Origin of the sequence: Salinibacter grassmerensis (assembly GCF_947077765.1) — a bacterium.
In the GTDB taxonomy this organism is placed as follows: Bacteria; Bacteroidota; Rhodothermia; order Rhodothermales; family Salinibacteraceae; genus Salinibacter; species Salinibacter grassmerensis.
Genome location: NZ_CAMTTF010000002.1, coordinates 662,508 through 688,263, shown reverse-complemented (window position 1 = coordinate 688,263; position 25,756 = coordinate 662,508). Strand labels below are relative to the sequence as shown.

Annotated in this window: 21 protein-coding genes; 3 read left to right on the top strand and 18 right to left on the bottom strand. The window is 65.7% G+C overall.

Annotated elements, in window-relative coordinates; genetic code table 11:
- Nucleotides 1-234: 234 nt before the first annotated feature.
- Complete coding sequence (locus OJB03_RS07045) at nt 235-609, bottom strand: FxLYD domain-containing protein (RefSeq protein ID WP_263786195.1); 375 nt, start codon at nt 607-609, stop codon at nt 235-237.
- A 156-nt stretch (nt 610-765) separates the two neighbouring features.
- Nucleotides 766-3,459, bottom strand: a complete 2,694-nt coding sequence (locus tag OJB03_RS07040; protein ID WP_263786194.1) for a valine--tRNA ligase — start codon at nt 3,457-3,459, stop codon at nt 766-768.
- 289 nt (nt 3,460-3,748) lie between these two features.
- Between OJB03_RS07040 and OJB03_RS07035 the strand changes: the two genes are divergently transcribed.
- Nucleotides 3,749-4,402, top strand: a complete 654-nt coding sequence (locus tag OJB03_RS07035) for a metal-dependent transcriptional regulator (RefSeq protein ID WP_263786193.1) — start codon at nt 3,749-3,751, stop codon at nt 4,400-4,402.
- Nucleotides 4,403-4,592: 190 nt separating this feature from the next.
- The gene (locus tag OJB03_RS07030) at nt 4,593-5,951 is read left to right on the top strand and encodes a putative manganese transporter (protein WP_263786192.1); all 1,359 of its coding nucleotides are present in this window, start codon (nt 4,593-4,595) and stop codon (nt 5,949-5,951) included.
- A 12-nt stretch (nt 5,952-5,963) separates the two neighbouring features.
- Here OJB03_RS07030 and OJB03_RS07025 read toward each other — a convergent pair whose 3' ends face one another.
- From OJB03_RS07025 to OJB03_RS07015, 3 genes are all read right to left on the bottom strand, one after another.
- A complete protein-coding gene (locus OJB03_RS07025; RefSeq protein ID WP_263786191.1) occupies nt 5,964-6,281 on the bottom strand; it encodes a DUF971 domain-containing protein in 318 nt (105 codons plus the stop codon).
- A gap of 343 nt (nt 6,282-6,624) precedes the next feature.
- Nucleotides 6,625-6,897, bottom strand: a complete 273-nt coding sequence (locus OJB03_RS07020; RefSeq protein WP_263786190.1) for a hypothetical protein — start codon at nt 6,895-6,897, stop codon at nt 6,625-6,627.
- Between the two features lie 108 nt (nt 6,898-7,005).
- On the bottom strand, nt 7,006-7,809 hold the full coding sequence (locus OJB03_RS07015; protein WP_263786189.1) for a hypothetical protein: 804 nt from the start codon (nt 7,807-7,809) through the stop codon (nt 7,006-7,008).
- Between the two features lie 434 nt (nt 7,810-8,243).
- On the opposite strand from OJB03_RS07015, the gene OJB03_RS07010 reads away from it, so the two are divergent.
- Nucleotides 8,244-8,852 (top strand): YceI family protein, encoded by a 609-nt coding sequence (locus tag OJB03_RS07010; protein WP_263786188.1) that lies wholly within the window; start codon nt 8,244-8,246, stop codon nt 8,850-8,852.
- 38 nt (nt 8,853-8,890) lie between these two features.
- Here the strand turns inward: OJB03_RS07010 and OJB03_RS07005 are convergent, their stop codons facing one another.
- From OJB03_RS07005 to OJB03_RS06945, 13 genes are all read right to left on the bottom strand, one after another.
- Nucleotides 8,891-9,469 (bottom strand): DUF2585 domain-containing protein, encoded by a 579-nt coding sequence (locus tag OJB03_RS07005; protein ID WP_263786187.1) that lies wholly within the window; start codon nt 9,467-9,469, stop codon nt 8,891-8,893.
- 63 nt (nt 9,470-9,532) lie between these two features.
- On the bottom strand, nt 9,533-10,336 hold the full coding sequence (locus OJB03_RS07000; protein WP_263786186.1) for a VOC family protein: 804 nt from the start codon (nt 10,334-10,336) through the stop codon (nt 9,533-9,535).
- A gap of 87 nt (nt 10,337-10,423) precedes the next feature.
- The gene (locus tag OJB03_RS06995; protein WP_263786185.1) at nt 10,424-10,981 is read right to left on the bottom strand and encodes an iron transporter; all 558 of its coding nucleotides are present in this window, start codon (nt 10,979-10,981) and stop codon (nt 10,424-10,426) included.
- Between the two features lie 183 nt (nt 10,982-11,164).
- Nucleotides 11,165-11,521 (bottom strand): P-II family nitrogen regulator, encoded by a 357-nt coding sequence (locus OJB03_RS06990; protein WP_263786184.1) that lies wholly within the window; start codon nt 11,519-11,521, stop codon nt 11,165-11,167.
- A gap of 14 nt (nt 11,522-11,535) precedes the next feature.
- The gene (locus OJB03_RS06985) at nt 11,536-14,025 is read right to left on the bottom strand and encodes a DUF2309 domain-containing protein (RefSeq protein WP_263786183.1); all 2,490 of its coding nucleotides are present in this window, start codon (nt 14,023-14,025) and stop codon (nt 11,536-11,538) included.
- Entirely contained in the window at nt 14,015-15,454 is a 1,440-nt protein-coding gene (locus OJB03_RS06980; protein ID WP_263786182.1) for a proton-conducting transporter transmembrane domain-containing protein, read from the bottom strand. Before OJB03_RS06980 ends, OJB03_RS06985 begins: the two co-directional genes overlap by 11 nt.
- A gap of 307 nt (nt 15,455-15,761) precedes the next feature.
- Nucleotides 15,762-16,154, bottom strand: coding sequence for a Na-translocating system protein MpsC family protein (locus OJB03_RS06975; RefSeq protein WP_263786181.1), 393 nt, complete (start codon nt 16,152-16,154; stop codon nt 15,762-15,764).
- Nucleotides 16,155-16,264: 110 nt separating this feature from the next.
- Nucleotides 16,265-17,035, bottom strand: coding sequence for a J domain-containing protein (locus tag OJB03_RS06970; RefSeq protein WP_263786180.1), 771 nt, complete (start codon nt 17,033-17,035; stop codon nt 16,265-16,267).
- 9 nt (nt 17,036-17,044) lie between these two features.
- A complete protein-coding gene (locus OJB03_RS06965) occupies nt 17,045-18,655 on the bottom strand; it encodes a phytoene desaturase (RefSeq protein ID WP_263786179.1) in 1,611 nt (536 codons plus the stop codon).
- A gap of 206 nt (nt 18,656-18,861) precedes the next feature.
- Nucleotides 18,862-19,665, bottom strand: coding sequence for a T9SS type A sorting domain-containing protein (locus OJB03_RS06960; RefSeq protein WP_263786178.1), 804 nt, complete (start codon nt 19,663-19,665; stop codon nt 18,862-18,864).
- 246 nt (nt 19,666-19,911) lie between these two features.
- The gene (locus OJB03_RS06955) at nt 19,912-22,740 is read right to left on the bottom strand and encodes a hybrid sensor histidine kinase/response regulator (protein WP_263786177.1); all 2,829 of its coding nucleotides are present in this window, start codon (nt 22,738-22,740) and stop codon (nt 19,912-19,914) included.
- A gap of 108 nt (nt 22,741-22,848) precedes the next feature.
- Entirely contained in the window at nt 22,849-24,063 is a 1,215-nt protein-coding gene (aroC, locus tag OJB03_RS06950) for a chorismate synthase (protein ID WP_263786176.1), read from the bottom strand.
- An 80-nt stretch (nt 24,064-24,143) separates the two neighbouring features.
- Entirely contained in the window at nt 24,144-25,688 is a 1,545-nt protein-coding gene (locus OJB03_RS06945) for a trypsin-like peptidase domain-containing protein (protein ID WP_263786175.1), read from the bottom strand.
- Between the last annotated feature and the right edge of the window lie 68 nt (nt 25,689-25,756).

Below are 25,756 nucleotides of genomic sequence, written 5' to 3'. Positions count from 1 at the left end.
ATGGAGGTGGCCAGCAGGGAAATGTATACAGGACCGACGGGCAGCAAATGTATACTACAAACACCGCTTCACATTGTCGGATCTGCCCCGGTCGGGCCGTTTCTTTCTTGGGCAGTACCCGGAGAATTGGGGAGACCTTTTCTTTTCGGGATGTCGCCCCGATCTGAGCCCATCCCCATCGTCGCCCGCAACTGTTAAGGCCCTCCGTTTCTTCATACAGGCAGTCCCTAAGGGCTACGGGCTGAGAATGCTTTGCACCTGCGCCTGCTGAATGGGCCGGTTCGAGTCGATGGTCTGGTTAAACGCGGCCGAGTCGCCCGGCGACACGTCCTGCACCTGAATGCGCATCGTCTCGATGCGGGACCCCTGGCCGTCGTAGAGCGCCACCTCCACCTCCGCGATGCCGATGGTGGAGCTGCCCTGGTTGACGAGCGTGCCCGCAAAGATCCGCTCGCCGGTCTCGGTCTGCAGAAGGCGGGGCTCGGCAACGGTCGCGTCGGCACGCTCTCCTTCATCCCCGCCGCCGCACGCCCCGAGGAGGGCCGCTCCCGCTACAGCGACGGCAAACAGCAGCAGCGAACGCACGGGTGGGCCAGGGGCCGGAGACATGAGGACGGCGGGCCGATTGGAGGACGCGTCGAGCAAGGGCGGCCGGGGCAGAAGTGACCGCGACCGGAAATGACTACAGAAGGAAATCGCGCAACGCCCCACGGATCCTCGCGCCCGTCCGTCGGCCGTGGGGTTTACAAAACAATCATTTTACTGCTACACAGCCTCCAGGTCGGCGAGGTTGTCCTGCAGCCGCTCCAGCTCGGCGGTAGCGTCCTTCTTTTTCTGGCGCTCGCGCTCCACGACCTCGTCCGGCGCCTTGTTGACGAACTGGGGATTGTTGAGCTTCTGCTCCACGCCCTCCAGAAAGTCCTCCTTCTCCGCAATCTCGCCCCGGAGCCGCTCGCGCTCCTGCTCCAGGTCGATCATGCCGGCCAGCGGCACGAACACCTCGCACCGCCCCACGACGACCGAGGCGCTCGCCGTGGGCTTCTCGGCCCCGACCTCCACCGTCAGGTCCGTCACGCTCGCCAGCTTGTCGAAGTAGTCGGCGTACTGCCGCACGGCGTCCGCACGCGCCTCGTCGCCGACGGGCACACTCACTGTCGCCTCGATCTCCTGCCCCAGCCCCACGCCGTAGTCGCTCTTGATGCCGCGCACCCCGGAGATCATCTCCTGGATAAGCTCGAACGTCTCGGCGGCGTCCGCGTCCATCTGCGCGGCGTCGGCCGCCGGCCAGTCCGCAGCGATGCAGGCCTCCCCCTCCCCGCGCGGCCGCACCTTCCACCACAGCTCCTCGGTGATGAACGGCATCAGCGGGTGCAGGAGCGCGAGCAGTGTCTCGTAGATTTCGGCCGCCAGGGCAATCTTGTCCGCCTGCATCTCCTCCCCGTACGGCGGCTTGATCAGCTCCAGGTACCAGTCGCAGTAGTCGCGCCAGAACACGTCGTAGATGCGCTCGGCGATCTCATTGAGGCGGTAGCGGTCGAGCGAGTCCTCCACGTCCTGAATGGCCGTGTTGAGGCGGTGCAGCATCCACTGTTCCACCAGCTCCAGCTCCTCGAAGGAGCGCTCGCGCTGGTAGTCGCGGGTGGGCACGCCGGCGTCGTCCCGGTCCATGAACTGCCCGAACACGTTGAACGCGTTCCAGATCTTGTTGGCGAAGTTGCGGCCCATCTCGAACTTCGAGGGGGCGAGCTTGATGTCCTGCCCCTGCGCGCAGAGCAGCGTGAGGGTAAAGCGGGTGGCGTCGGCCCCGTACTGGTCCACCATCTCCAGCGGGTCGATGCCGTTGCCGAGGCTCTTCGACATCCAGCGCCCCTGCTCGTCCTTCACCATGCCGGTGATGAAGACGTTCTTGAACGGCGGCTGGCCGGTAAACTCGTACCCCGCCATGATCATGCGGGCAATCCAGAAGAAGAGAATGTCGTAGCCGCTGACGAGGACGTCGGTCGGGTAGAACTTCTCCAGGGCATCGGTGTCCTCCGGCCAGCCGAGCGTGGCGAAGGGCCAGAGCCAGGAGGAGAACCAGGTGTCGAGCACGTCGGTCTCCTGCACCATGCCCGCCTCCGGCTGGTCAATGCTCACCACGTAGCCCTGCTCGGGGTCCGGCTCGCCGTTCGCATCGGTGTAGTACCAGACCGGAATGCGGTGGCCCCACCAGAGCTGCCGGCTGATGCACCAGTCGCGGATGTTTTCCATCCAGCGGAAGTATTCGTTCGCCCAGCGGTCGGGGAAGAACTCGATCTCGCCCTCGCGCACCGCCTCGATGGCCGGCTCGGCCAGGGGCTCCATCTCCACGAACCACTGCCGCGAGATGAGCGGCTCGATCACCGCCTCGGAGCGCTCGGACAGAGGGACGTTCATCATGTAGTCCTCCACCTCCACCAGCAGCCCCTCGTCCTCCAGGTCCTCGACGATCTGGTCGCGGGCGTCGAACCGATCCATGCCTTCGTAGGGCCCGCCGTTCTCGTTGATGGCCCCCGTCGGGCTCATGATGGTAATCTTGTCGAGGTCGTGGTCCTCGCCGATCTCGAAGTCGGTCTCGTCGTGGGCCGGGGTAACCTTGAGCGCCCCCGTGCCGAAGTCGCTGTCAATCCGGTCGTCGGCGATGATGGGAATCTCGCGCCCCAGGAGCGGCAGGAGCGCCGTCTCGCCCACGAGGTCTTCGTAGCGCTCGTCGTCGGGGTGCACGGCAATGGCCGTGTCGCCGAGCATCGTCTCGGGGCGGGTCGTAGCGATCGTCAGGGACTCGTCCTCCGCGTCCGCAAGCGGGTACTGGATGGACCACAGGTGGCCCTCCCGCTCTTCATTCTCGACCTCCTCGTCGGAGAGGGCCGTTTCGTTCTCGGGGTCCCAGTTGACCAGGTAGTCGCCGCGGTAGATGAGCCCCTCTTCGTGGAGCTCCACGAAGACCTCCTGCACGGCCCGCGTGAAGCCCTCGTCCATCGTGAAGCGCTGGCGGCCCCAGTCGCACGAGTCGCCGAGCGTGCGCTTCTGATCCAGAATGAGGTCGCCGTACTCCTCCTTCCAGGCCCGCACCCGCTCCACGAACGCCTCGCGGCCGAGGTCGTGGCGCGTCTTGCCCTCCTCCTCACGGAGATCCTTCTCCACGGCGTTCTGCGTGGCGATGCCCGCGTGGTCGAGGCCCGGCATCCACAGGGTCTCGTCGCCCTTCATGCGGTGGATGCGCGTGAGGGCGTCCTGGATGGAGTCCTGCAGCGCGTGGCCGATGTGGAGCCGCCCGGTGACATTGGGCGGCGGCATCATGATGACGTGCGACTCGGCGTCGCCGTCGGCGTCGGCCTCAAAGAAGCCACGGTCCTCCCAGTAGTCGTACCACTTGTCTTCGATGTCGGACGGGTCGTAGGCTTTGCTCATCGAAGCCAGGGACGGGGCGTCGTCGGGCATAGTGGAGTGCAAACACGTGAATCAGCAAACGCGCATGGCCGGGCAGTCGCCACGCCGCAGCGCTGCGGTCGAGCCGTTGCCCGTGGCGGGGTATGCCACAATTATATTAGGCAACGTAGGGGGCTGGGGCGAGGGATGCCGGACGTCTTTCGGGTATTTCATTGAATTTGGGAGAGCACCGTCGGATCCACTCCTGTCGATTTCTGACGCCCAATTCTCCGGTAACATCTCTTCTCTCCGAGCGTATCTTCTTCTACGTTTCTGTCCCTGTGTCGATACCGATCCTCCCATGCGGAGCCCCTCCATCGAGGACTATCTCAAAGCACTCTACAAGCTCGAGGACAAAGACGGATCTCCCGTATCGACCGGTGCCCTCGCGGAGGCGATGGACGTGTCGTCGGCCTCGGCGTCGAACATGATCAAGCGTCTCGACGACCTCGATTTCTTGACGTACGAGGCCTACGAGGGGGCCACGCTTACCGACCCGGGGCACACCGTGGCACTGGAGGTGCTTCGCCACCACCGCCTGCTCGAACTCTACCTGAAGGAGGTCATGGGCTTTTCGTGGGACGAGATCCACGAGGAGGCCGAAACCCTGGAGCACCACATCTCCGAACGGTTCGAGGACCGCATTGAGGAAATGCTGGACCACCCCAAGCGCGATCCCCACGGGCATCCCATCCCGGCCCGGGACGGCTCCGTGGACGCCCTTCCCACCCGGTCGCTCGCCGATCTTCCGGAGGGCGACGCCGCCTCCATCGACCACGTCGCCGACGAGGACGGCGAGCTGCTGGACCTGCTCGAACAGCGCGGCCTCCTCCCCGGCGCCACCGTCGAGGTCACCGACGTACGCCCGCTCGACGGCCTGCTCGTCGTGGCGGTCGACGGGGCCGAACAGCTCATTGGCCGGCCGGTCGCGCAGAAGGTCGTGGTGGAGGCGTAGATCACCGTAATGGACCCTCACGTGAGCGGGGGCCAGCCGCGGCGCGACGGCGACCTCGGCGCCTGCCGAAGGACACGCGGAACGATTTAGCCACGGCTAAATAATCATGTTGTCTCCGACAACTCGGAGCCGACTCACTCGCACACGAACCGCGGTGTGTGCCGCCGACCCATTTGCCTCCGACCGCCTCATGGCCCCCTCAGACGCCCTCGACATCCTGATCGTCTCGATTCGGGACGGATTTGTGCAGGTGAGCGCGTTCGTCGCGGTTACCGTGCTGTTGTTCAGCTACCTTCAGTACCGGACCAGCGGCCGCATCGTCACCTTTCTCCGAAATCATCGGCGCATGCAGCCCATCGCCGGGGCGCTGCTGGGCCTGACCCCAGGCTGTGGGGGGGCCATCGTAGCGATGCCGCTCTACATCCGCGGCACCATCAGCTTCGGGTCCGTCGTGGCGACCCTCGGCGCCACCGCCGGGGACTCGGCCTTCGTGATTCTCGCCATTGCGCCCGGGGCGGGGGTCTACGCCTACGGGTTGGCCTTCACTGCGAGCGTGGCGTTCGGGTACGCCATCGACCACTGGGGACTGGGCGTCCGCCGCATCGACGAGGCCGTCGAGCACGTTGCGGCTGCGCTGCGCCCGGGGGACGTCGCTACCTCCAGCGTGGCCGCTGGCGGGCGCAGCGTAGCGACCGCCCCCTCGCAGGAGACCCGCCCCGGTGACACCAACTCGTCGGCGGCGATTGCCTCGTCCGGTCCGGGCCGCCTCGACGGCACTTCCTCTACCGTCGGGGCCTCTCCCGCCGGCACAGATACCTCCTGCCCCTCCCCGTCCAACGCCCCGGCATCCGACACCGCTCCTACTGCAGATGGGTCGGCCGGCGTACTGACCACCATCAGCCACGCCGTGCATCTACTCTGGTGGGGGGTAGCACTCGCGGGGCTCGTAGCGGGCGTGATGTACCTGGTCCGGGGGGCCCCGGAGGTGGCCGTCGAGGTCGCCCCGACCTTCTTCGGGCTTTTCACCGTCGCCGGGGTCACGGGCACGGTGCTCTCGTTCTACCTTTACTTCGTCGGTCGGCACTACATGGACGACGCGGGGGGCGGCCGCATCCGCAGCCGCTTCGGGAGCGCGTACGAGACGTTCCAGCACGCCGCCATGGAGACGTCCATGGTCACGGTGTGGGTGCTCGCGGGCTATCTCCTCTACGAATACACCATGGGCATCTTTGCCCTCGACCTCAAGGCCCTGTCCACGACGGCCGGCGTGTTCGCGCCGGCGGCGGGGGCGGCCCTCGGGCTCGTGCCCGGCTGCACCCCTCAGATCATTTTTGCCCAGCTCTACGCCGTGGAGGAGGTGATTCCGTTTTCCGCACTGGCGGCCAACGCCATCAGCCAAGACGGAGACGCACTGTTTCCGCTCATGGCCATCGACATGAAGGCGGCGCTCATCGCGACCATCTACACGACCATCCCGGCACTGGTCGTCGGGGCTCTCGTGTACTATCTCTGGCCGTTCGCCCGCTTCGGCTTCGGCGTGCTGGGGTGAAGCACGCCCGCATCACTCCGCCGGCTGCAGTTCGCGGAGCCGGTCCCACCGGTAGATGCCGCCGCTGTGGCCGTCGTCCCAGGTGATCCGCAGCCCCACGCTTCCCGCCTTCTCAATGTCGACGTGCTTCCATCGGTTGGTCTGGCGGAAAATCTGAAAGAAGCCCGGCTTGGGAATCCGCTCCACCTTCTGCCCCTCGCACTCGGCACACGGACAGGCCTGGCGCAGCCCATCGAGCGGGAAGACGGAGGCGTGCCCGTCGGCCCACTCGATGTTGAGCCGCTGCATCTTGACGTCGAGCGAGACGCGTTCGGGAGGCGGGATGTCCACGGCGGGACCCTGGGGGTTCAGAAGCACGCGACACGCCGGAACGGACACTGCGGCGCCAGTATTCCAGATGCGAACGTGCCCAGCTCCGGAGAAAATCCACAGACGTGTGCCTGGGATGATCCTCAGACCCGGGCTACCCCCTCTCCGACGAAGGCGTTCCGTTCGCTGTCTCCGTTCTCGGAAGGACCACCGTCACGCACGTCCCCGCTTCCGGCTCTGTCTCCACGTCGACGGTCCCGGTCAGCACTGCGTAAACGAGCAATAGCCCCACGGCGTGCTCCCCAGAAAATTGGTTGAGCGCGGCAATAACAGCAAACCATTCCGCGATGACGTACACCACGTCTCACACGCACGGCATCGTAGGCGTCCCGGACGCGGACGGAGCGATACGACAGGGCGAAGAGTGCAAGCATACCCCGGCAATCCCCACGCGCGCCCACAGCAGATCGACGGCGCTGGGCGAGGCGACGGCGTAGAGCGAGGCGAAGCCCATCACGAGGCCCGCGCCGAGCAGGCTCAACAGGCGGTGCCCCTGTACTTGTGACCGCGCTTCTTCGGGAAATTGGCCGGCTCGGGGACGGAGGCGGGGGAGGAGGTCAAGTACGGAGGACACCATGGAGGGTCAATTCTGCACGATCGGGCCGGGGCGTTCGGACATTCCCTCATCCGAAACGGAAGGCGCCGTGGTCTAGCACGGATGCCTCCTCCAGCCGGTAAGGGGCCCTTACTCCAACAGAAGCGCGTCGAGCCACCGAATCATAACGGATTCCTGCTGATACATCCGCAAGTCGGTGAACACCTGCCGGAGCGCCACCTCGATGAGGCGTCGCTTCGGGAATCCTTTCTCGTAACGGGCATCCAGAGCAGCGATGGCCTTGTTCAGGTACCGGACCAGATCGGCATGCATCCGGTCCACTGGGAGCGACCGCAGGTCCGGATCCGCCGGTGCGGCGTTCCTGGCCATCGAGATGGAGTCGAGTTGTTGCATGAGGGGGCTGTCCTTGCCGTGCATATGGAAATCCATCAGCGACTGCCGTAGCGACGTTTCGAAAAGGAGCCTGTGGGACAGCTCCCCGTCATAGCGGTTGTTGAGGTCCGAGGCAATCTGTTCGAAATAGTCCACGGCCGTGCCCTCCAGCGTGTCTACGGGGACGGGGCGCAGCTCCGGCTCCGACGAGCGGCGCTCTTCTTCCTCATCCTTCTCTTCGCTCTTCTCCGGGCCGGGCGTTTCGACCTCCTCCTGCACGTCCGAGCGTTCCAGGTAAAAGGAGGTCTGCGTGGCTCCGTACTCCGTACGGTACCGCCCGTCCTCCTCCAGTTCTCGGCGATTCAGTACGTACCTCCCCCCTTGCCGGGTCTTATAAAATCCCATCACATCCCCACTTTGGGGCTTCTGATGCACGTAGACCTTTGAGGAGGTGACCTTCTGAATTTCATGTTCGTGGATCATGCTCTTGCCATCAAGCCCACTGACGGTCCGGAAGACAGTCTCGTAGTTGTCGGCGTTTCGGTGAGTCTCGTCGCTCATAGAATTGAGACGGGTCGTAGAAGAGTTGCATGCACAGCATCGGGGGCTACCGATGTCGTTCGATTTTTATGGAAGGCAACCAAGACGCGTTCTGCACATGGGAAACTCTTGAAGTACGTTCCCCTGCTGTGTGGGCCACCAGGCTGAGAAAAGACCCAGGTCAGCATGGGAGTACACTTCATGGGTGGCGATGGGTTCTGAATTGACCACTTCCCCCATCTCTCCCGCCAACACTCTCCTCTGTTGCAGCGGCGCCGAGCGCATCGTTCAACACAAGAAGCGCGCTCATTGGATGGGCATGGCGGCCGGCCGCCGAGGTAAAAACCGAGTTATGCCTTCCTGCATCCTTCATTTTTCTGGACCGGCTCCTAGCCCCCCTCGTGAATGGATCTCCAGACTATCCCCATAGGTCTTCCGTAACCATGCCCTCCACAATGCGCGTCCCTGTTGTGCTCTCAATGCTGGCCGGCCTCCTGGTCTGCCCGAACGACACCCCGGCCCACGCCCAGCAGGTCGCCGCGAGCGTCGACTCGACCGCGAGCGTCGTTCACTACACCGGCACGGCCCCCCTGCACAGCTGGCGGGGCACGAGCCGAAGCGTCGGAGGGGAGTTCATCCTGCGGCCCAGCCGTCCCGACAGCAGCCGCGCCGTTATCCGCATCCCCGTAGCCACCTTCGACAGTGGCAACGGCCGGCGGGACAGCGGCATGCGCGACGTCACCGAGGCGGACGAGTACCCGTTCGTCACCTTTCGGGGCACGGACTTCTCGCCGGTGACCTGGGGCCGCGGCGCCTCAGGCTATCGGGGCGGGTGGTCCGTTTCGGGGGAGCTCACCTTTCACGGCCGCACCCATCCGCTGAGCGACACAGTGTCGGTGGAGGTGACCGGCGACACGGTGCGGGCCCGGGCTGAGTTTGACGTCTCCCTGTCCCGGTTCGACGTCGAGCGGCCCGGCTTCATGGGCTTTACCGTCGGCGACACGATTCGCATCGACGCCCAACTTGCCGGTTCCATCGCGCCGGACACACTCTCCGCGCGGTAAAAAGCCTCTCGGGGCATTCATTTCCGGAGGATGGCGTGTTATCCGCCCACCCGTTTTCCGACGGTCAAGAGCAGCCGGCCTAGAATCAAGAACACTCCCTCCCGAATCCAGAGCCACGCCAACACCTCCAGCATGGCGATGAGCCCCACGACTACCTTCCACGAAGTACGGGCCGCCAGTATCGTCGCCACTCCTACCCCGATTCCAGCGGTGACAAGGTCTCCCACGGCGTTGAGGATGCTATCGCCATAATAGCCCTGCTGCATCCCCTGCCGGCGGAACGCCTCGATCGCGAACGTGGTGTTCTCGGCGATTTCCCAAATCGCTTCGAGGGCATAAGCCGCACCGAAGCGCGTCGTGGGCGATCTCTTCTGGGCTGCCCACGAGAGGCTTAAGAAAAGCACGAGGCCGTGTGTGAAGTGGACGAGCGTAAACGGGTCGGCGAGGCATTGGGAATTGAGTGGGCCGTGGATGTCTCCCGTCCAGAACATAAGACTTCCCCCCGCTCCCCACAGGGTGCGCCCCAACAAGCTAAGGACAAGAGCAACGACGGCGGTGCCCCCAATCCCGAACTCCCCCACGCGGCGCCAGTGGAGGCACTCTTGATCGCTATCCATGTTGGAATGCGGATCTTAGCGATCTCTCCCTAGCAGTGCTCTCGGAGGTACACAGGCTGCACGCTACGCTGAAATCTCCTCAATTAACTTGACAATCGTGTCGATCTGATCCTGTGCACGGGCCAGGAGCATTGGCACGGTGCGCCGGCGGACCTCGTCCTTGTGCGCGAGGTAGGTTTCCAGTTCGTCCTGTGTGAGGTGCCCCACCACCATGCCCAGAAGAGTCCGCTTGAGGCGGCCGTCCTCCTTCATCAGGTTGCGGAGGCGGTCGCGCTGGTCAACCTGGTCCATCGCCCCGAAGCCGACGCCGTAGCGCGCCAGCCGCTCGGCGACGAGGCGCAGGATGGTCGGGTTCAGCAGCTTCAGGATGGGGCGTAGCGTCTCATTCTGGAACTGCTCGACCGGCCGCGACTCGGCGGTATCGAGGTCGAGCACGGGCCGGACCCGTCGCAAGCGCTCCGCCCGGGCGGTGGTGCTCCAGAGCGTGCTGCTCACCAGCTCCACACTGTTTTCGGCCGGGTCGCGGACGTAGATGGACCGCTGCCCGTCGCCCCACTGCGTCGTGTCCTCCACCGCTACGTCGTGCCGGTTGAAGTGGCGTCGCCACGTGGCCAACTGGTCGGTCGGCACGCCGAAGGCGACGTGCACAGGGCCCTCGGCGCCGTGGGCCGGCAGCGAGTCTTGGGTCCGGCTGGCGGCCGGGTCAAAGACGTGGACCACGCCCGGGCCGCACCGGAAGGTGATGTGATTGCCCTCCGTGCGGAGCATCACGTCCAGCCCCAGCACATCGCCGTAGAACTGCTCGGCGGCCGCCAGGTCGTCGGCGTAGAGGCTCGTTTCGAGGGCGAGGCGGGGCGGGTTCGGCATCTCTCGTCTACGGCGTGGGGCTGTGCGTGGGCGCAGAGGGACGGCGGGTTTCTCTCAATGCATCACTTTTTTCGAACGCCCACCGACCTATCGCGTTGCCCGCGCAATCTCTCCGAGTTGGAGATTGTTGTACGTTACCGTGGCGGGCGCGAAGAGCTGGTTGCCGTAGGCTGTGCGCCAGTCGCTGTGGGTGGCCAGCTCAAGCGCCTGCGGAGGGTGCACCTCAAAGACCACCGTGTAGGGGTCGTCGGGGGCGCCGGGGAGCGCAATGTTGCGGGCATAGTGGAAGTTGTCCGTCTGGTTGACGTGAGGCACGAGCGTTGACTTCTTGACCTCTCCTGTTTCCTCGTTCGTGACGGTCGCGAAGAGGCGGAGGTACGGCACAAAGCCGCCCGCAGGCGCCCCCACCTCCTCGCTCGCCTCCTCGGTCCAGCCCGACAGCACCTCCAGGTGCAGGTCCGAGCGCGACTCCGACAGGTTTTGGGCCGCCGGCTCCACGTCCCCGGCCGGCGCGACAAGGAAGGTGATCTTCACCCCGGGACCAAGCACCTCCTCACCAAAGACCTGCTCCTGGGCCTGGGCGGGGGATGCCTGCATCAGGAGACCAACAACAACGAGCGACAGCAGAACACGAAGGGACGTCATGGCGGAACGAACAGGTTGGTGGCATGGACTCAATGCGTCCGGCAAACCGCCGGCGAGGAGCTTTCCTAATTTATAACAGTTCTAAATTACAAGGAAAGAGTACCCCATAGGTCGCCCTGCATCAAGGGGCGGCGAGCGAAGATCGGTCAAAAGTTGTCCCTCCCGTGTCCAGTCCGGACACGCTCAGTCCTCCTGCTGGAATTTATCGAGCCGGACGACCTGGGTATCGGAGACGAACATCACGCCCGAGCTCTTCTCGAAGAGGGGCGTGAGGCCGTCCACGATGGTCTGGATGGCCTCCTCCTGGCCGACGGCAAAGAACATGACCAGGCCGTCCCGGTCGTTGAAGAGCAGGCGGCCTTCGTGGAAGCCGTGCTCGCCGCGACCGGTCACGTTGTGGTGGATCGTGTACCCGCTCACCGTCGACTCATCGAGGAGGTCTTTCACGAAGGGCTCTTTCTCGCCCCGCACGATGATCTCGATTTTTTTGAGCGGGTGCAGCGTGTGCTGCGTGTCCTCGTGGTTCGTGTCGTCGCTCATGGAAATGTACGGTCTCAATTCGACTCAGGGTGCGATGTGGGTCCTCTCGCCTCAGGACGCCCCCCGGCGGATGCCGGCGCCTTCGTTACTGTTGACGCGTCGGGGGCGGGTTGTACGTGCCATTCCCCACCGGGCTGGTAGCGCACGAACGCGTCGTCCTGCTCCGGGTCCATGACCGTGAGGTGCATCCACTCGTGGTCGAAGAGGTGGGCCAGGGCGGCGTGGCGGTCGAGGATGGCCTCGACGCGGTCCGTGGGCGCCTGGATGAGGGCCATGAGGCGGAGCGGCCGGTGGTAGACATGCTCGTCGTCGGCCTTTAACGATTGCAGGGGCAGGCCGCTCATGAGGTCTCCCCCATTGCCCTGCACCACGCCCAACTTGCCCACCACGTTCTGGGTCACCTTCGACCCACTGCCGTAGGCGGCGTTGTCAATCGTGGAAAAGTAGTACTGCGTGTTAATCCACTCCCCCACCACCAGCGGGCCGGTCATGATGTTCTCCAGGGCCGTGCCGTCGTCGTCCGTCGCCCAGTCGTAGGAGTGCAGGAAGCACCGCCCGTCGAGGTCGATCCCGCGGGTCAGCTCGCGGGGGCCCACGATGAAGGCGGCGTTGCCGGCCAGCCCCCACTCCGGCCGCGTTTCTGCCCAGTCGGCCGCTCGGCGCTCCGTCTCCCGCACGGCCGCCGCCGGGCGCCCCTCGTCGACGGTCGTGTTCAGGGTGCGGACCCGCTCGGTGGCCGCGTCGGCCTGGGCCGCGCGCAGGTCGCCCCGCAGGCGATCGAGCACCTCGGGGGCGACGGGCGGATCGTCCGCGTCCACGAAAAGGGCAATCTCGTCGGTCGTCGTGTTGTGCTGTCCGGCGAGAAAAACAGTGTCGTCCGGAATGTCGATGCCGCGCTCCCGCAGGGCCTCCTGCACGGCGTCCTCGTTGCAGATTGCGGCCAGCACGCGGGCGTTGGGCCCGCCCGGATTGCCGGCGCATGCCCCGCAGTCGAGGCTGGCCTTGTACGGGTTGTTGGGGGTTTGGCTGCCGTGCCCGGTGAACACGACGACCGGCGCAAAGGTGTCCGTCCAGCCCATGAGGCGGAAGGCGGCCTCGGCGTAGAGCACCTTCGCCTCGTCGGAGAGTCCCACGGGCAGGCCGTCCTCCGTGTCCGCGTCGATGACAGAGGTTCGGTCCACGGTCGGCTCGCAGAACGACTCCGGGCCCGGCAGCCAGTCGTTCAGGGATTGGGCCAGGCGGGACAGCCCAGACGGGGCAAGGGTCCGCGCCGCCATTGCCGCCCCGAAGACGCCCCCACTCCCCTCTACGAAGCCAAACACTGCCGCGACGTTTTTCTTGAGCGTCTTCAGGAGCGTGGTCCCCGCCTTCCCCAATCGGGTCCACCAGTCGTACCGGTCGGCCTGGCCTCGATGCTGCTCGGCGGGCCGCTCCACAATCCGGTGCTTCGGGTCCACGATCGGCGGGCAGGACTTCACCCGCTCCTCCGTGCCGTAGGGCTGATGCTGCATGGGGACCCCGAAGAAGCCCGCGTAGCCATGGGTCTCGTACGAGCCCTGCTGCTCGATGTGGCGCCGGATGACCTCCGACCGCGTGTCGATGCAGAACACCAGCTGGGCGTCCGGGCGCCCCGCGTCCGACGCCGACGACTGCGTCTGTTGCGTCTGCCGCAGGTCGTCCAGCAGGCGTGTGCGGTAGCTCTCCTCCCAGGCCCGCAGCCAGATGCGGGGCAGGACGGGCCGGTCGGTGCCGTTCGTCGGCAGCTCGTCGGTCCGGTCCGGCGCGATGGCCGCCCCCATCCGGTCAGCGAGGGCAAGGCGCACCGCCAGGTACTCGGCAAGTGTGATGGGGTGGGCGGCCTGCCACGCCGTGTCGGCACGCCGCGACCGCCACTTGATGAAGCCCGTCCACCCCGGCAGTGCCGTCAGGTGGTGCACGAAAATCGGCTCCCAGCGCGCCTCCGGGTAGCTCTCCAGGACCGACTCGAACGCCTCGACCACGGTGCCGGGCAGGTCCGAGGGGCGGTCGACGCCGGGGATGTTCCCGTCGTAGGGGGCCACCGTCCGCCATGCTGCGTAGAAGCCGTCCTCCCGGTTCGGCATGGACCAGGCGGCCTGCCCCTGATCCAGAAAGGCCGCGAGCCACTTCGTCAGCACGCGGTCGAGCGGCTGGTCGGCAGGCGCCACATCGCGGTTCTCAGCGTCGGCGTCCATCCTGTCCAACAGGACCTCGGGGCGCTCCGTGATGCCATGCTCGGCGAGGTGGCGTGTCAACACGTCGGCGTCAATCTCGCCGTTCTCCCACGCCTGACGAAACGCCTTCGGGCCCGGGTAGCCCCGCCCCCCGAAGAGCTGCCCGGCCTTCTGGACCGCCCGGTCGAACGGCTGGTCCTCAAAGCCCAGGAGCGGATTGGCCGCGTTGAAGGTCTTCAGGGGCCAGAGCGGCCCCACGTATTCGGCGGCGTTCTCGATGCGGGCCCGCACCACCGATCGGTCAATGGGCATTGTACTGGTCGCGGTTGTTGAGAAGCGTAGTCGAGAGGGGCTGGGCCGTATTGCGAAGCGTCACGTAGAGGCGCGTGCTGGCCCGGTGCCACCCGCGCTCCATGGCGATGTAAGCCACCCCGAAGACCGCCAGGAGCGCTCCGTGCAGCGGCGTGAGGCCGGTGGGGGTTACGGCCGAGGGCACGTCCGAAAAGAGCGCCCCCACACCCTTGTAGACACCAGCATACAGCACCAGGGTGGGCAACAGGACGACTGGGATGAGCCAGGTGCGCACAGATCGGGGGAGCGATGTGCGCCGCACGAGCGTGCGGGTGGCGTGCAGAACCGCCAGCACCACGAAGAGCACGAGCACGGTCCCACTGTTGAGGGCAGTCAGCGACTTGCCCGTAAGCACGGCAAACAGGGCGCCCCCTCCGACTGCCGTGGCCGCCGTGACGAGCCCCCCAGTCACCCCCGTGCTCGGGGCCTCGGGGCGCTCCGGCGTGGTGTGCTCCACCGCCGACCCGGCCGCGAGGAAGAGATAGGCCTTGTAGAACCCGTGCAGGATCAGGTGGGCAATGGCGGCGGGCACGAAGCCCAGCCCGCACTGCAGCACCATGAACCCCATCTGGGCCACCGTAGAGGAGCCTAGTTGCCGCTTCACGTCGGTCTGCACGAGCATCCAGGCCTGCCCCAGCAGCGCACTGACGCCCCCCACAAGAACGATGGCCCACATCACGGCGGGCAGCTCGAACACGACGGGCGCAAACCGCGCAAGGAGCACCCCACCCGCGTTCACGAGGCCCGCGTGCATGAACCCGGAGACCGGAGTCGGGGCCGTCATCGACGAGAGCAGCCACCGGTGAAACGGCACCAGGGCCGACTGCACCATCGCGGCGAGGAGCAGCAGGCCGGCAGCCCCCGCCACGACGAGCGTCGGGAGCGTCCCCGTGGCCGCCAGTACGCCGCTAATGGTCCACGCTCCCGCGCTCCCCCCCAGCAGCCCGAGCGCGCCCGCCAGCAGGGCGCTGCCCCCGAGGAAATGCTGCCGGGCGTACCGCGAGGCCGCCCGCGCCTGCGGCCAGCCCCGGACGTGTCCAATCAGATCGGCCAGCACCCAGCCCATCGCCGCCCACGCCCCCGCAAACAAAACGAGGTGGTTGGCCGCCGTCAACACCAGCACGATCAGCGTGAGCCCGAAGAGGCGGATATAGAAGGCGTCCAGGCGCTTCGCCCCCGCCATGTACCGGCGCGAAAAGCTGTGCACGATGCCACTCACAAACGTCGTCACGAGCGCCATCACTCGGGTGAGGCCATCGGCCCGTAGGAAGGCGTCACCGGCCCACTCCGGATCCGGGGCCCAGACGAGCAGGCTAAGGCTGAGGGCAAAGAGGCCCCACGCGAGACGCGTACACACGAGCGGCAGAGCCGAGGAGGTGGATCGGGACATCCAGTGTCGAGGGTCAATGCGCACAATGTCGTTTGGCGACTGCTCCGTGCACCTGGGCCCGAAGGCGCCCCACAAACAAAAAAGACCGACACGCAGCGCTACCAGAGCGCTGAATGTCGGCCTACAGTCGTTGCACCCGCCCGGGTCGAGCGTGTGCGCGGCTTGCGTGCCGGAGCAGAATAAGGAGGCTGAAGAGCCGGCCCGCCCCATGGGCGCTCCGTTTCATCAGCCAAACGCAAACATATGCCCCGTCTGTGAACGGAACAAGGGCTCCTCCCCACTCTCACCGAAACTTTACGGGGGGTTCTTATCGGTTTTGCAGGGCGGTTTCCAGGTCCGCGTCGAGGCTAAAGACAAAGACGCGCTCGCCGGTCCGGGCGCTGATGTCGGTGTGCATGCTGACGACGTCGATCCCCGTCTCGTCCGCCACGAGGTCGGATAGATCCTCGCTGGAGCTCTCAATCAGTCGCGTGCGCATCTTCTTGATGAGCTCCACCCCTCCGTTCTCGTGACTCAACTGGCGCTCCGCCGGGCTCAGAATGCCCTGCAGCTTGACGATGACCAGGTTCTCGACGACAAAGGATTTCGCCTGCTTCGGCCCCCGGCCTAAATAGTCCCGCTCAAACTGCGTGATGGCCTCGGTAACCGCGGCCTCGATTTGGCCTTTCGTTTTGTCGGACGGAACGGACGGATGCGCCATCGGACCGGGCGGCGACGATGGAACGGAGCACGACGAGATCTACCCGAAGGATACGGGCTGCCTCTGAGTTTGTCCACCCCCGGCGCGCCCCGGGCGCTCTCAGAACCAGTCTATTTGTCCGCCGGCGACGCCGGAATCGGGTCGGTGGCCCGAAGAAATGAGGCAAGGACGTGCTGTGGGACGTCGGTCTCCGAAAGATCAAATCGAAGCAGCGCGCCGTCGCTACGGTCGTCGACGGCCATCAGGACCGGCGGCACCGGGCGCAACCCCTGTGCGGCCGCCGGGGCCACCCGCATCACCATCTGTCCCCCGTCCCGGACTTCCACCCGGTCTACGCGGTCCCATCCCACGCGGAGTACGGTCCGTCCGTCGGCCCGCATCTGAAGATGCTGGGCATCGAGGCGAAACGAGACGTCCGTGGCCTCGTCCGGAAAGCGGCGTGCGACGAGGGCCGTAATGAGGCCCGCCACGAGCGCCCCGCCCCCCACGGCCAGCGAGAGGGTCCATACGTCGGCCGCCCATACGCCCAGGGCTTCGAGCACGAAGAAGACGCCGACCGCGGCGAGGCCCGCGAAGACCCGCCAGAGGTACCCGCCACAGCCCGCCGGGGCCTGCTGGGTGATCCGGAGCACTTCCGGCACCTGCGGGGACCTTCGGGCGCGATCGTAGGATTCGCGGCGATCCGGATCGCGCAACACTTGGTACGCCTCTCTGACCGTCTGAAACCGCTCGGCGGCCTTCGGGTCATCTGGGTTGTGGTCCGGATGCGTTTCGTGCGCCTTTTCGCGGTAGGCTGCACGTATCTCGTCGGCCGAGGCCGAGGGCTGCACGCCAAGCCGCGCGTAGTAGTCGGGCGGCGATGCGTCGTCGGAGCGGGACATGGGACCCTGTTACGCGACCGCCTCCGCGCGTGCTCCAGCTCCGTTCTGCGGGACGGACACGTCGAACGCGTCGGGATCCGGCACGATCGTATCCAGCACACGGGCCGATGAGAGCACACCCGGCAGGCCGGCCCCAGGATGGGTACCAGCCCCGGCGAAGTAGAGGTGCTCCACGTCTTCGCTTTGGTTGTGGGGCCGGAACCAGGCACTCTGCGTGAGTTTCGGCTCCATGCTAAACGCCGCGCCCTTGAGCGACTTGTAGTCCGTCTTAAACTCACGGGGCGTGAGCATGCGACTCGTGACGAGATGGTCCCCAAGGTCCGGCAGCACCGTGTCGGCCAGGTACTCCTCCACGGCCTGCCGGTAGGGCTCGGCCTGCTGGCGCCAGTCCACCCCGCTTTCCAGGTGCGGCACCGGCGAAAGGACATAGAACGCGTCGTGGCCGTCGGGCGCCATCGACGGATCTGTCTTCGTGGGGCGGTGCAGGTAGAGACTAAAGTCGTCGGCCAACTCCTTGTGGTCGAAGATATCGTCGAGCAGGCCCTTGTACCGCGGCCCCAGCAGGATGGAGTGGTGCTCTACATCCTCGTAGGTGCGGTCTGTCCCGAAGTACCAGACGAACAGGCTCATGGAGTAGTCCATGTCTTCCACCTTGCTGTCCGTCCACGTGTCGCGGTGCTCGGACGCCACGAGATGACGGTAGGTCCAGCCCACGTCGGCGTTGGACACCACGAGGTCGGCGGGAATTTCCTCGCCCGAGGAGAGGCGCACCCCACTCGCCGTCTCGTTCTCCACGAGGATCTGATCGACCTCCGCACCATAGCGCTGCGTGACGTCGAGGTCCGCGAGGAGATCCGACAGGCCCTGCACGAGCGAGCCGGTGCCTCCCATGGCGTACCACACGCCCCACTTGCGCTCCAGATGAGCAATAAGCGTGTAGATGGACGTCGTGCTGAACGGATTCCCGCCCACCAGCAGCGGGTGGAAGGACAGCACCTTCCGGATCTTGGGATGAGAGATGTACTTGGAGACGAGGCTGTGCACCGTGCGGTGGCTCTGCAACTTCATCATCGCCGGCACGATGCGGAGCATGTCCGAGATGTTGTCGAACGGCACATGCCCGAGTTCCTCGAAGCCAACCTCAAAGATTTCTTCGCTCTTTTCCAGGAAGCGACGGTATCCGTCCACGTCCTCCGGCGCGAAGCGGCGAATTTCCTCCACCATTTCCTCCGTGTCGCCCGTGTAGTTGAAAGCCGTCCCGTCGTTGAAGCGAATGCGGTAGAAGGGGTCGACGGGCACGAGCTCCACGTCGTCCTCGAGGTCACGTCCGCAGAGGGACCAGAGCTCCTCGAACAGAAACGGCGCGGTGATGACGGTGGGCCCGGCGTCGAACGTGAAGCCGTCTTGTTCGAACACGCGCGCCCGACCACCAGGTTGGTCGAGGCGGTCGAGGAGCGTCACGCGAAAGCCGCGCGCCCGCAGCCGGACGGCAGAGGCAAGTCCGCCCATCCCGGCGCCGACGACAACGGCGTGGGGCGCGTCGGGGCCGGCCGGGGCCGGCTCGGTGCGTGTGTTCAGGGTGGCGTCGTCGCGGTGGGCAAGGCGGGTGAGCCAACTCATGCGTTTGGATCGACGGAGCAATAGAAAAACGGGAGAGCAAAACGGTCCTCTGGCGACGGGGGTTCGCTCCCCATCACCACAGTTTGGTTACGTGTGGGTTTTCGTGCAGATGTCGGCGCTCCGGGCGGTCCACGCGGCCCAGCGACGGCGTCAGCGGGCGTCGATGAGGGCGCCCAGGGCCCGGCACGACGAAGACAGACATGCGATTACCGCACGACGGTAATCCGACGAGTCCGGGTGTCCCCCTCGGACCGCAGCCGCAAGAAGTAGGCGCCGCTGGCCAGCCCCGAGAGGTCGGCGCGCACCTCCTGACGGCCCTTCACCCTTCCGCCTCCGAAGGTGCGGACGACCCGCCCCAGCATGTCGTATAGCCTCAGGCTGGCCGTTTGTCGCTCGGGCGTCGCGAAGCGGATGCGCACCGGGCCCCGTACGGGATTCGGCGCCGGGGCCCGAAGCCGAAGGGTTTGCACGCGGGCCCCCTCATTCGGAGATGGGGGCACAAGGCGCAGCGTGCGCAAAATGTAAATCGCATCGTCCTGGTAGCGTCCGTCGTCGCGGCAAAAGGCCCTGAGCCCCTCCGCGACCCGCCTGCAGGCCACGAACGTTGCCGTTCCGTCTCGGTGCTGCTCCCCCTGCGCGCCATAGAGACGGAAGCGAAACGCCCCCTCGTCACTCAACCCGGCCTCTTCGAAGGGCCCGCGTCCCGCCACGGCCATCGTCGTGCGCCCCGCTTTTCGCCACCGCGCGGCCCCAACACACGTGTCGGCCGGCGTGAGGACGGCAACGGAGTCGGGGCGGAAGAAGGGGGCCCCTTCCCCTACGACCGATACGGTATCCGGGATGACGACGGTCGCGTTGTCGATCGCCGCGGTGCAGGAGGCAGGCTGTGCCCAGCCTCGGGCACACAAGAGCAGGAGTCCCCCCACCACGAGGATACTGGTGACAATGCCCTTCTTCAGGGCACGCCGCAGCCCCGAGGCAAAACCAGTGGATGGGTGACTTGGGATCATCTAGACGCCCTGTTCAGGATTTCCGGACGCCCCCCCTCAGCGGAAGCGCTCCTGGTGGATAGAATCGAGGGACGGTCGGTGTTCTCGAGCACTGTGCGCCCGTTGAGATGGTGTTGGGGAGTCGGGAGGTCTGCACCACGTCCTCTGTGCTCTTTCCTTGGCGTTCCCCCAGTCCTGCGTCGGTCGACCAGAAGGTTCGAATCGTAGTCGTTCCCTCCTCATCAGGTTGGTGCCCGGACGCTATTCCTATCGCGCCGCGGCTTCCTCGGAGGTCTGGAGGGCCTCCTGCAGGGCTGCTTCGAGCTTCTCCGCGGTGAAAGGCTTGGCGAGGAAGGTCTGCGCCCCGGCCTCAAGGGCCTCTTCGGTACGCCCGTCGGCCACCCCGCTGGCGGCCACGATCGGCAAGTCCGGGTGCTGCTCCTGGAGCCGCCGAATCAGATCCAGTCCGCTCATCTCCGGCATGCGGAGATCAGTGATGACGAGGTCGATGGCCTCTTTCTGCATGACCCGTAGGGCCGCCGCCGCGTCGAGGGCCGTCTGGACCTCGTACCCGGCCACCTCCAGCGTCTGCTGCGCCGACTCCAGCACGAACTCCTCGTCGTCCACCACCAGCACCTGCGTTCCCTCCCCGTCGAACGATGGACGCTCGTGCTCCGCCTCCCCATTGGTCGTAGACGCGGTCTCTACGGTCACATCCTCGTCGGCGGCGGGCAGATAAATCCAGAAGGTCGTGCCCTCTCCCTCTTCACTCTCCACGTCCATGAACCCGTCGTGACTCTGGATGATGCTGTAGGCCGTGGACAGCCCCAGCCCGGTGCCCTCGCCCTCCTCCTTCGTCGTGAAGAAGGGCTCGAAGATCTTGTCGGCCACGTCGTCGGGCATGCCAGTGCCGGTGTCGTGCACCGCAATGCGAACGTAGTCGCCCGGTTCCGCCTCGATGTTGCGACGGGCCTCTCGCTCGGTGAAGTCGATGTTGCGGGCGTCAACGGTGAGCGTACCGCCGTCGGGCATGGCGTCCCGCGCATTGACGCACAGGTTCATGAGCACCTGCTGGATCTGCGTCGCGTCTCCCACGACCGGGCACAGGTCTGCGTCCGTTCGGGTACGCACCTCCACGTCCTCCGGGAAGGTCTCCTCCGTCATTTCCTCCACCTCCTCCACAATCAATTCCGGCTGGAGGGCCACCCGCTCCCCCTCCACGCCGCGAGCAAAGGCCAGCACCTGCTCGACCATATCGGAGCCGCGATCAGCGCTCTTCTGAATCATCGAGAGCGTCTGGTCTACCTTGTCGTCGGTGTCGCCCACGCGGCGTTTGAGCACCTTCACCCCGAGGGTAATGGGCACCAGCAGGTTGCCCAGGTCGTGCGCAATCCCGCCCACGAGCCGCCCGAGGCTCTCCATGCGCTGGGACCGCAGGAACTGCGACTCCAGACGCTTCCGCTCAGTGATGTCGGTGTTGATGACGAGCACGTGCTTCGGCTCTCCGGTGTTGTCGCGCACAAGCGACCATCGGCTCTCGACGATGCGCTCCTCGTCGTCGTCCGTGCGCATGTGGAGCTCCCCGGTCCATTCCCCCTCCGCCATCATCGTCTCGTGGCACTGCTGAAGCTTGTCCTCCTCGTTGGGGGCATAGAGGCAGTCGTGGGCGTGCGCGCCCAGAACCTCGTCCTTCGACCAGCCGGTGAGGCGCTCGGCACTTTTGTTCCAGTAGACGATCCGGCCGTCTAGGTCGTGGGCCAGGATTGCGTCGCGGGCCTTGTCGAGAAGTTGGGCCTGCTCGCGGATTTGGCGTTCGGCCTCCTTCCGGTCGGTGATGTCGCGGTAGGTGACGGCCACACCGTTTTCCACCTTGACGGCCATCACCTGAAACCAGACATCCTGCCCATCGGCGTCGTAGTGGACTTCCATCTCGGCCGGCTCGCCGGTCTCGACGACCTCGCGGTACGCGTCGAACAGCCCCTTGTCTTCCTGCTGGGGCATGTCTTCTCGCAGTCGCATGCCGACAATGTCCTCGGCCGTGCTCTCGAAGAGCTTCTCCGCCTGAGGGTTGACCAGCACACATTCGAAGTCGGCGATGGTGTCGCCCGCGTTCCGGATCGCCGAGAAGACAATGATCCCGTCAAGCGAGCTGCTGAGGACGCTCGACAGGAGGTCGCGAGAAGTTTGCAGCGCCTCTTCCTTGAGCCGTTCGTCGGTGATGTCGTCGAACGAGACGAGCACGGCGTACGGGGCCTCCTGGCCGCTTCGGAACAGCGGCTGGGCGTTCACCCGGATCCATCGCGGTGGCGCGTCGGGGGGATACACGCCCATCACCTCCTCCTGCACCGGCTCCCGCTCGACGTAGGCCCGCCAGAACGGAAACTCGACGTTGGGGAGCGGGCTGCCGTCCTCCCGCAGCCCGTTCCAGATGTCGTCGTCGAACCGGCTGCCGATGATTTCGTCAAGGGGCCGGCCAAGAATGTTCTGGGCGGCCTCGTTTCCGTCCCGAAACACCCCGTTGTCGTCCATGAGGAGCACCCCCTCACTGATCGTGCCGACGAGCTTGTCGAAGCGGTGATCCACCTGGCGCCGCAGGCCCTTGGCGTGCCGCTCCTCCGTCCGATCAATAACGGAGAGGAGTACGCCCCGCTCCGAGCCGTTCTTGGTCTGCCATGGTCGCACCTCCCAGTCCATCCGGTACGTGGGCCCGTCTGGCTGGGAGAGCCGTTGTTCGTGGCCACGCTGGCTGCTCTTCTCCTCAAGGCTGCGCAAAAACGCAGACCGCCACTCGTCATCGGGGTCGGCAAACACCTCGAAGAACGTCCGCTGATCCGTCGGGGCAGGGAGGGCCTCGCGGGCGGGCGCTGCGTGGCCGCTGGTCTCAATTCGGTCGAGGGCAATAGGGTTGCGGGTTTCGTCTCCCTCGTTCTGAAAAACCTCCAACCACGCCCGGCTGTGCGTGATGATGCGCCAGTCGTCATCGAGCATGGCGACCGGGGCCGGCGTGGCTTCCACGAATTCTTTCAGCGCGTCGGGTCGCTCAACAAGGGGGCCTGTGGAGCACTTCTCCACGTCGGACAGAGAATCAGGAGGCATGGGCGACCTTATCTCAAAGTGTCGACATTTTGGTGGAATATCCTCTACTCACTCATGTGATTCGGTGTTCGGCCTCGCCAGCGCAGACGGGCCGTTCAGGGCACCGTGCTATTCGTTTGGGGCTTCGCGGTCGGCCTCAACGTGGCGCCGAATGGCGGGCACGGAGTCGCCCCCGTACTTCCGGAGGAACGCGTTGGCAACGGTGTAGGCCACGGTGGCCTCGGCCACGGTGGACGCGGCCGGCACGCTCGTGATGTCGCTCCGCTCGTAACGGGTGGGCTCGGGCTCGCCCGTCGCCGTGTCAACCGAGTCGAGCGGCTTGATGAGGGTAGGAATCGGCTTCATGTAGCCCCGCACGACGAGTGGCATGCCAGTCGTCGTGCCCCCCTCGGTACCGCCCGCGTGATTAGTGCGGCGCGGATAGGCCTGGTCGCCGTTCTCTCGGGGCTCGATGGGGTCGTGCACCTGCGAGCCGGGACGGTGGGCGTTGAAGAAGCCGTCGCCAACCTCGGCGGCCTTCTGGGCCTGAATCGAGCAGATGGCCTGCACGAGCTGGCCGTCGAGCCGGCGGTCCCAGTGCACGTACGACCCGAGGCCGGGCGGCACGCCCGTGACGACCACCTCGTAGACCCCCCCGAGTGAATCGCGATCCTTCTTCGTCTGGTCGATGTGCTCCACGCAGCGCTCCGTCATGTCGTCGTCGATCATTCGCGTGGCGCTCTCGTCGGCCGTCTCGTAGAGGGCACTTGCCCCGCCGCCCTCTTCGACAAGCGCATTGCGCCGATCGGCCCATTCTTCGGGCTCGTCGAACCCTACATCCCCGATGCGCACCACGTGGCTGCCCACCTCAATGCCAAACTCGTTCAGCAGGCGCCGCGCCACCGAGCAGCAGGCCACCCGCATGGCCGTCTCGCGGGCGCTCGACCGGTCGATTACAGGTCGCATGTCATCGTGCTCGTACTTTTGCTTGCCCGCCAAGTCGGCGTGGCCGGGACGGGGCATCGTCACCTTCTCCATGTCCTCCGGCGGCTCGCCCTCGATCGCCATTTTCTCGGGCCAGCCGGCCTTGTCCTTCTCATAGGCCCCGTTGTCGATGCGGAAGGAGATGGGACTTCCGAGCGTCTCGCCAAAGCGCACACCCGAATAGATGTACACCTTATCGTTCTCAATTTTCGACCGCCCCCCACGCCCGTAGCCGAGCCAGCGCCGGGCGAGGTGCTCGTTGATATCGTCGGGCGTAAGCGGCAACTGGGCCGGAGCGCCTTCGAGGACGCCAATAATGGCCTCGCCGTGCGACTCACCGGCGGTCAGGTATCGGAGCATACTGTGGTCGTTGAACATCGGAATAGAAATAGGGGACAGGACAAGAACACGCCCTTCTGGAGAAGGGCGCTCCAAGATCGCTACTCAATTTCGTAGAAGGCCGGCGTGCCGTCGCGGCGCTGCACCTCCACTAACACCGTCCCGGTGGCCTCCGACAGATGCTGGACGACATCGGCGGGCGACTCGATGCGGGTCTCATCGAGGTGGGTCATCACAACATTGCGAGGTAGGCCGGCGGCCGCCGCTCGTCCCCCGCTCTCCACGTACGCCACGTACGCACCGGCGTCCGCGTCGAAGGCGGAGGCCTCCGTGTCCGACAGCGGACGCAGTCCTATGTCCCACCCGTCCACCTCGGTCACGCTCGCATCTTCCTCCCCATCGTCGGGGGGCTGGTACGCCGGCGGATCCGCGTCCGGGGAGGCCCCCGACTGGAGGTCGCTCAACCACTCCTGATACACCGGCGTGTCTTCGCCCATCAGCTCCACGCCGAACGTGCGTGCCGTGCCCTCCCGCCACACCTCCACGTCAACTGTATCGCCCGGGCGCTGGCGGGCAATCAGGCTCTGAAGGTCATTGGGCGCATTCACCGGCTCTCCCATGATGGCGGTTACCACGTCGCCCCCCTCCAGGCCGGCCCGGTCGGCCGCACTGCCCGACTGCACCTCTTCAAGATACACCCCCCGGATGTCGCGCAGGCCGATTTCCTCCGCCCGATCCGCGTCCACCGGAAGAATGCTAACCCCCATGTACCCGCGCCGCACCTCCCCGTACGCGATGAGGTCGGTGATCACTCGCTCCACAAGGGCCGAGGGAATCGCGAAGCCGTAGCCCTCCGTGCGCCGGCTCCGACTGGCGATGGCGGTGTTGATGCCGACGAGTTCCCCCTCCAGGTTGACGAGGGCCCCGCCCGAATTGCCCGGGTTGATGGCCGCGTCGGTCTGAATGAAGTTCTCGATTCGGAACTGGTCCTCAATAATCCGAAGCTGGCGGCCCAGCGCGCTTACGATGCCGGCCGTGACGGTCGAGGTGAGCTGGAGGGGATTGCCGACCGCCACCACCCAGTCACCCACCTGCACCTGATCCGAGTCGCCAAACGGCACCACCGGAAAGTCCTCCCCGTCCACCTTGATGACCGCAAGGTCGGTGGACGCGTCCGTGCCCACCACCCGGGCCTCAAACTGGCGTTTGTCGGTCAGTCGGACCTGGATGCGCTCCGCTCCCTCCACCACGTGACCGTTCGTGACGATATAGCCCTCCGGACTGATCACCACCCCGCTCCCGAGATTCTGTGCCGGCTGCCCGAGCGGGTTCTCCCCCTCTCCATCCGCGCCGGACGCAACCCGGATTGACACCACCCCTTCGGTCACGCCCCGAGCAACGTCGCGGAAGAGCCGGTTGAGTGCGGCGGGCGGCGGCCCATCCGTCTGCCAGTCGCGCGGAGCCGAGGCCGTTCGGGTCGTGCCGGCCTCTTCTGCCGTTTCTACACGCTCTACGATGCGGGCCACCTGAGCCGTGTCCGACTCTTCCTCCGACAGCATCATCACGAGGACGCCGGCCAGCAGCCCCACCAGCACGAGCCCAATTCCGGCAAACAGTCGCGCAGGACGTCCCACAGAAGAGGCCATTGGGGGTGGATGCAGAGAGTGAGATAATATAGGTTTAGAAGTCCACCCTAAGTGCACAAAATTGTTTC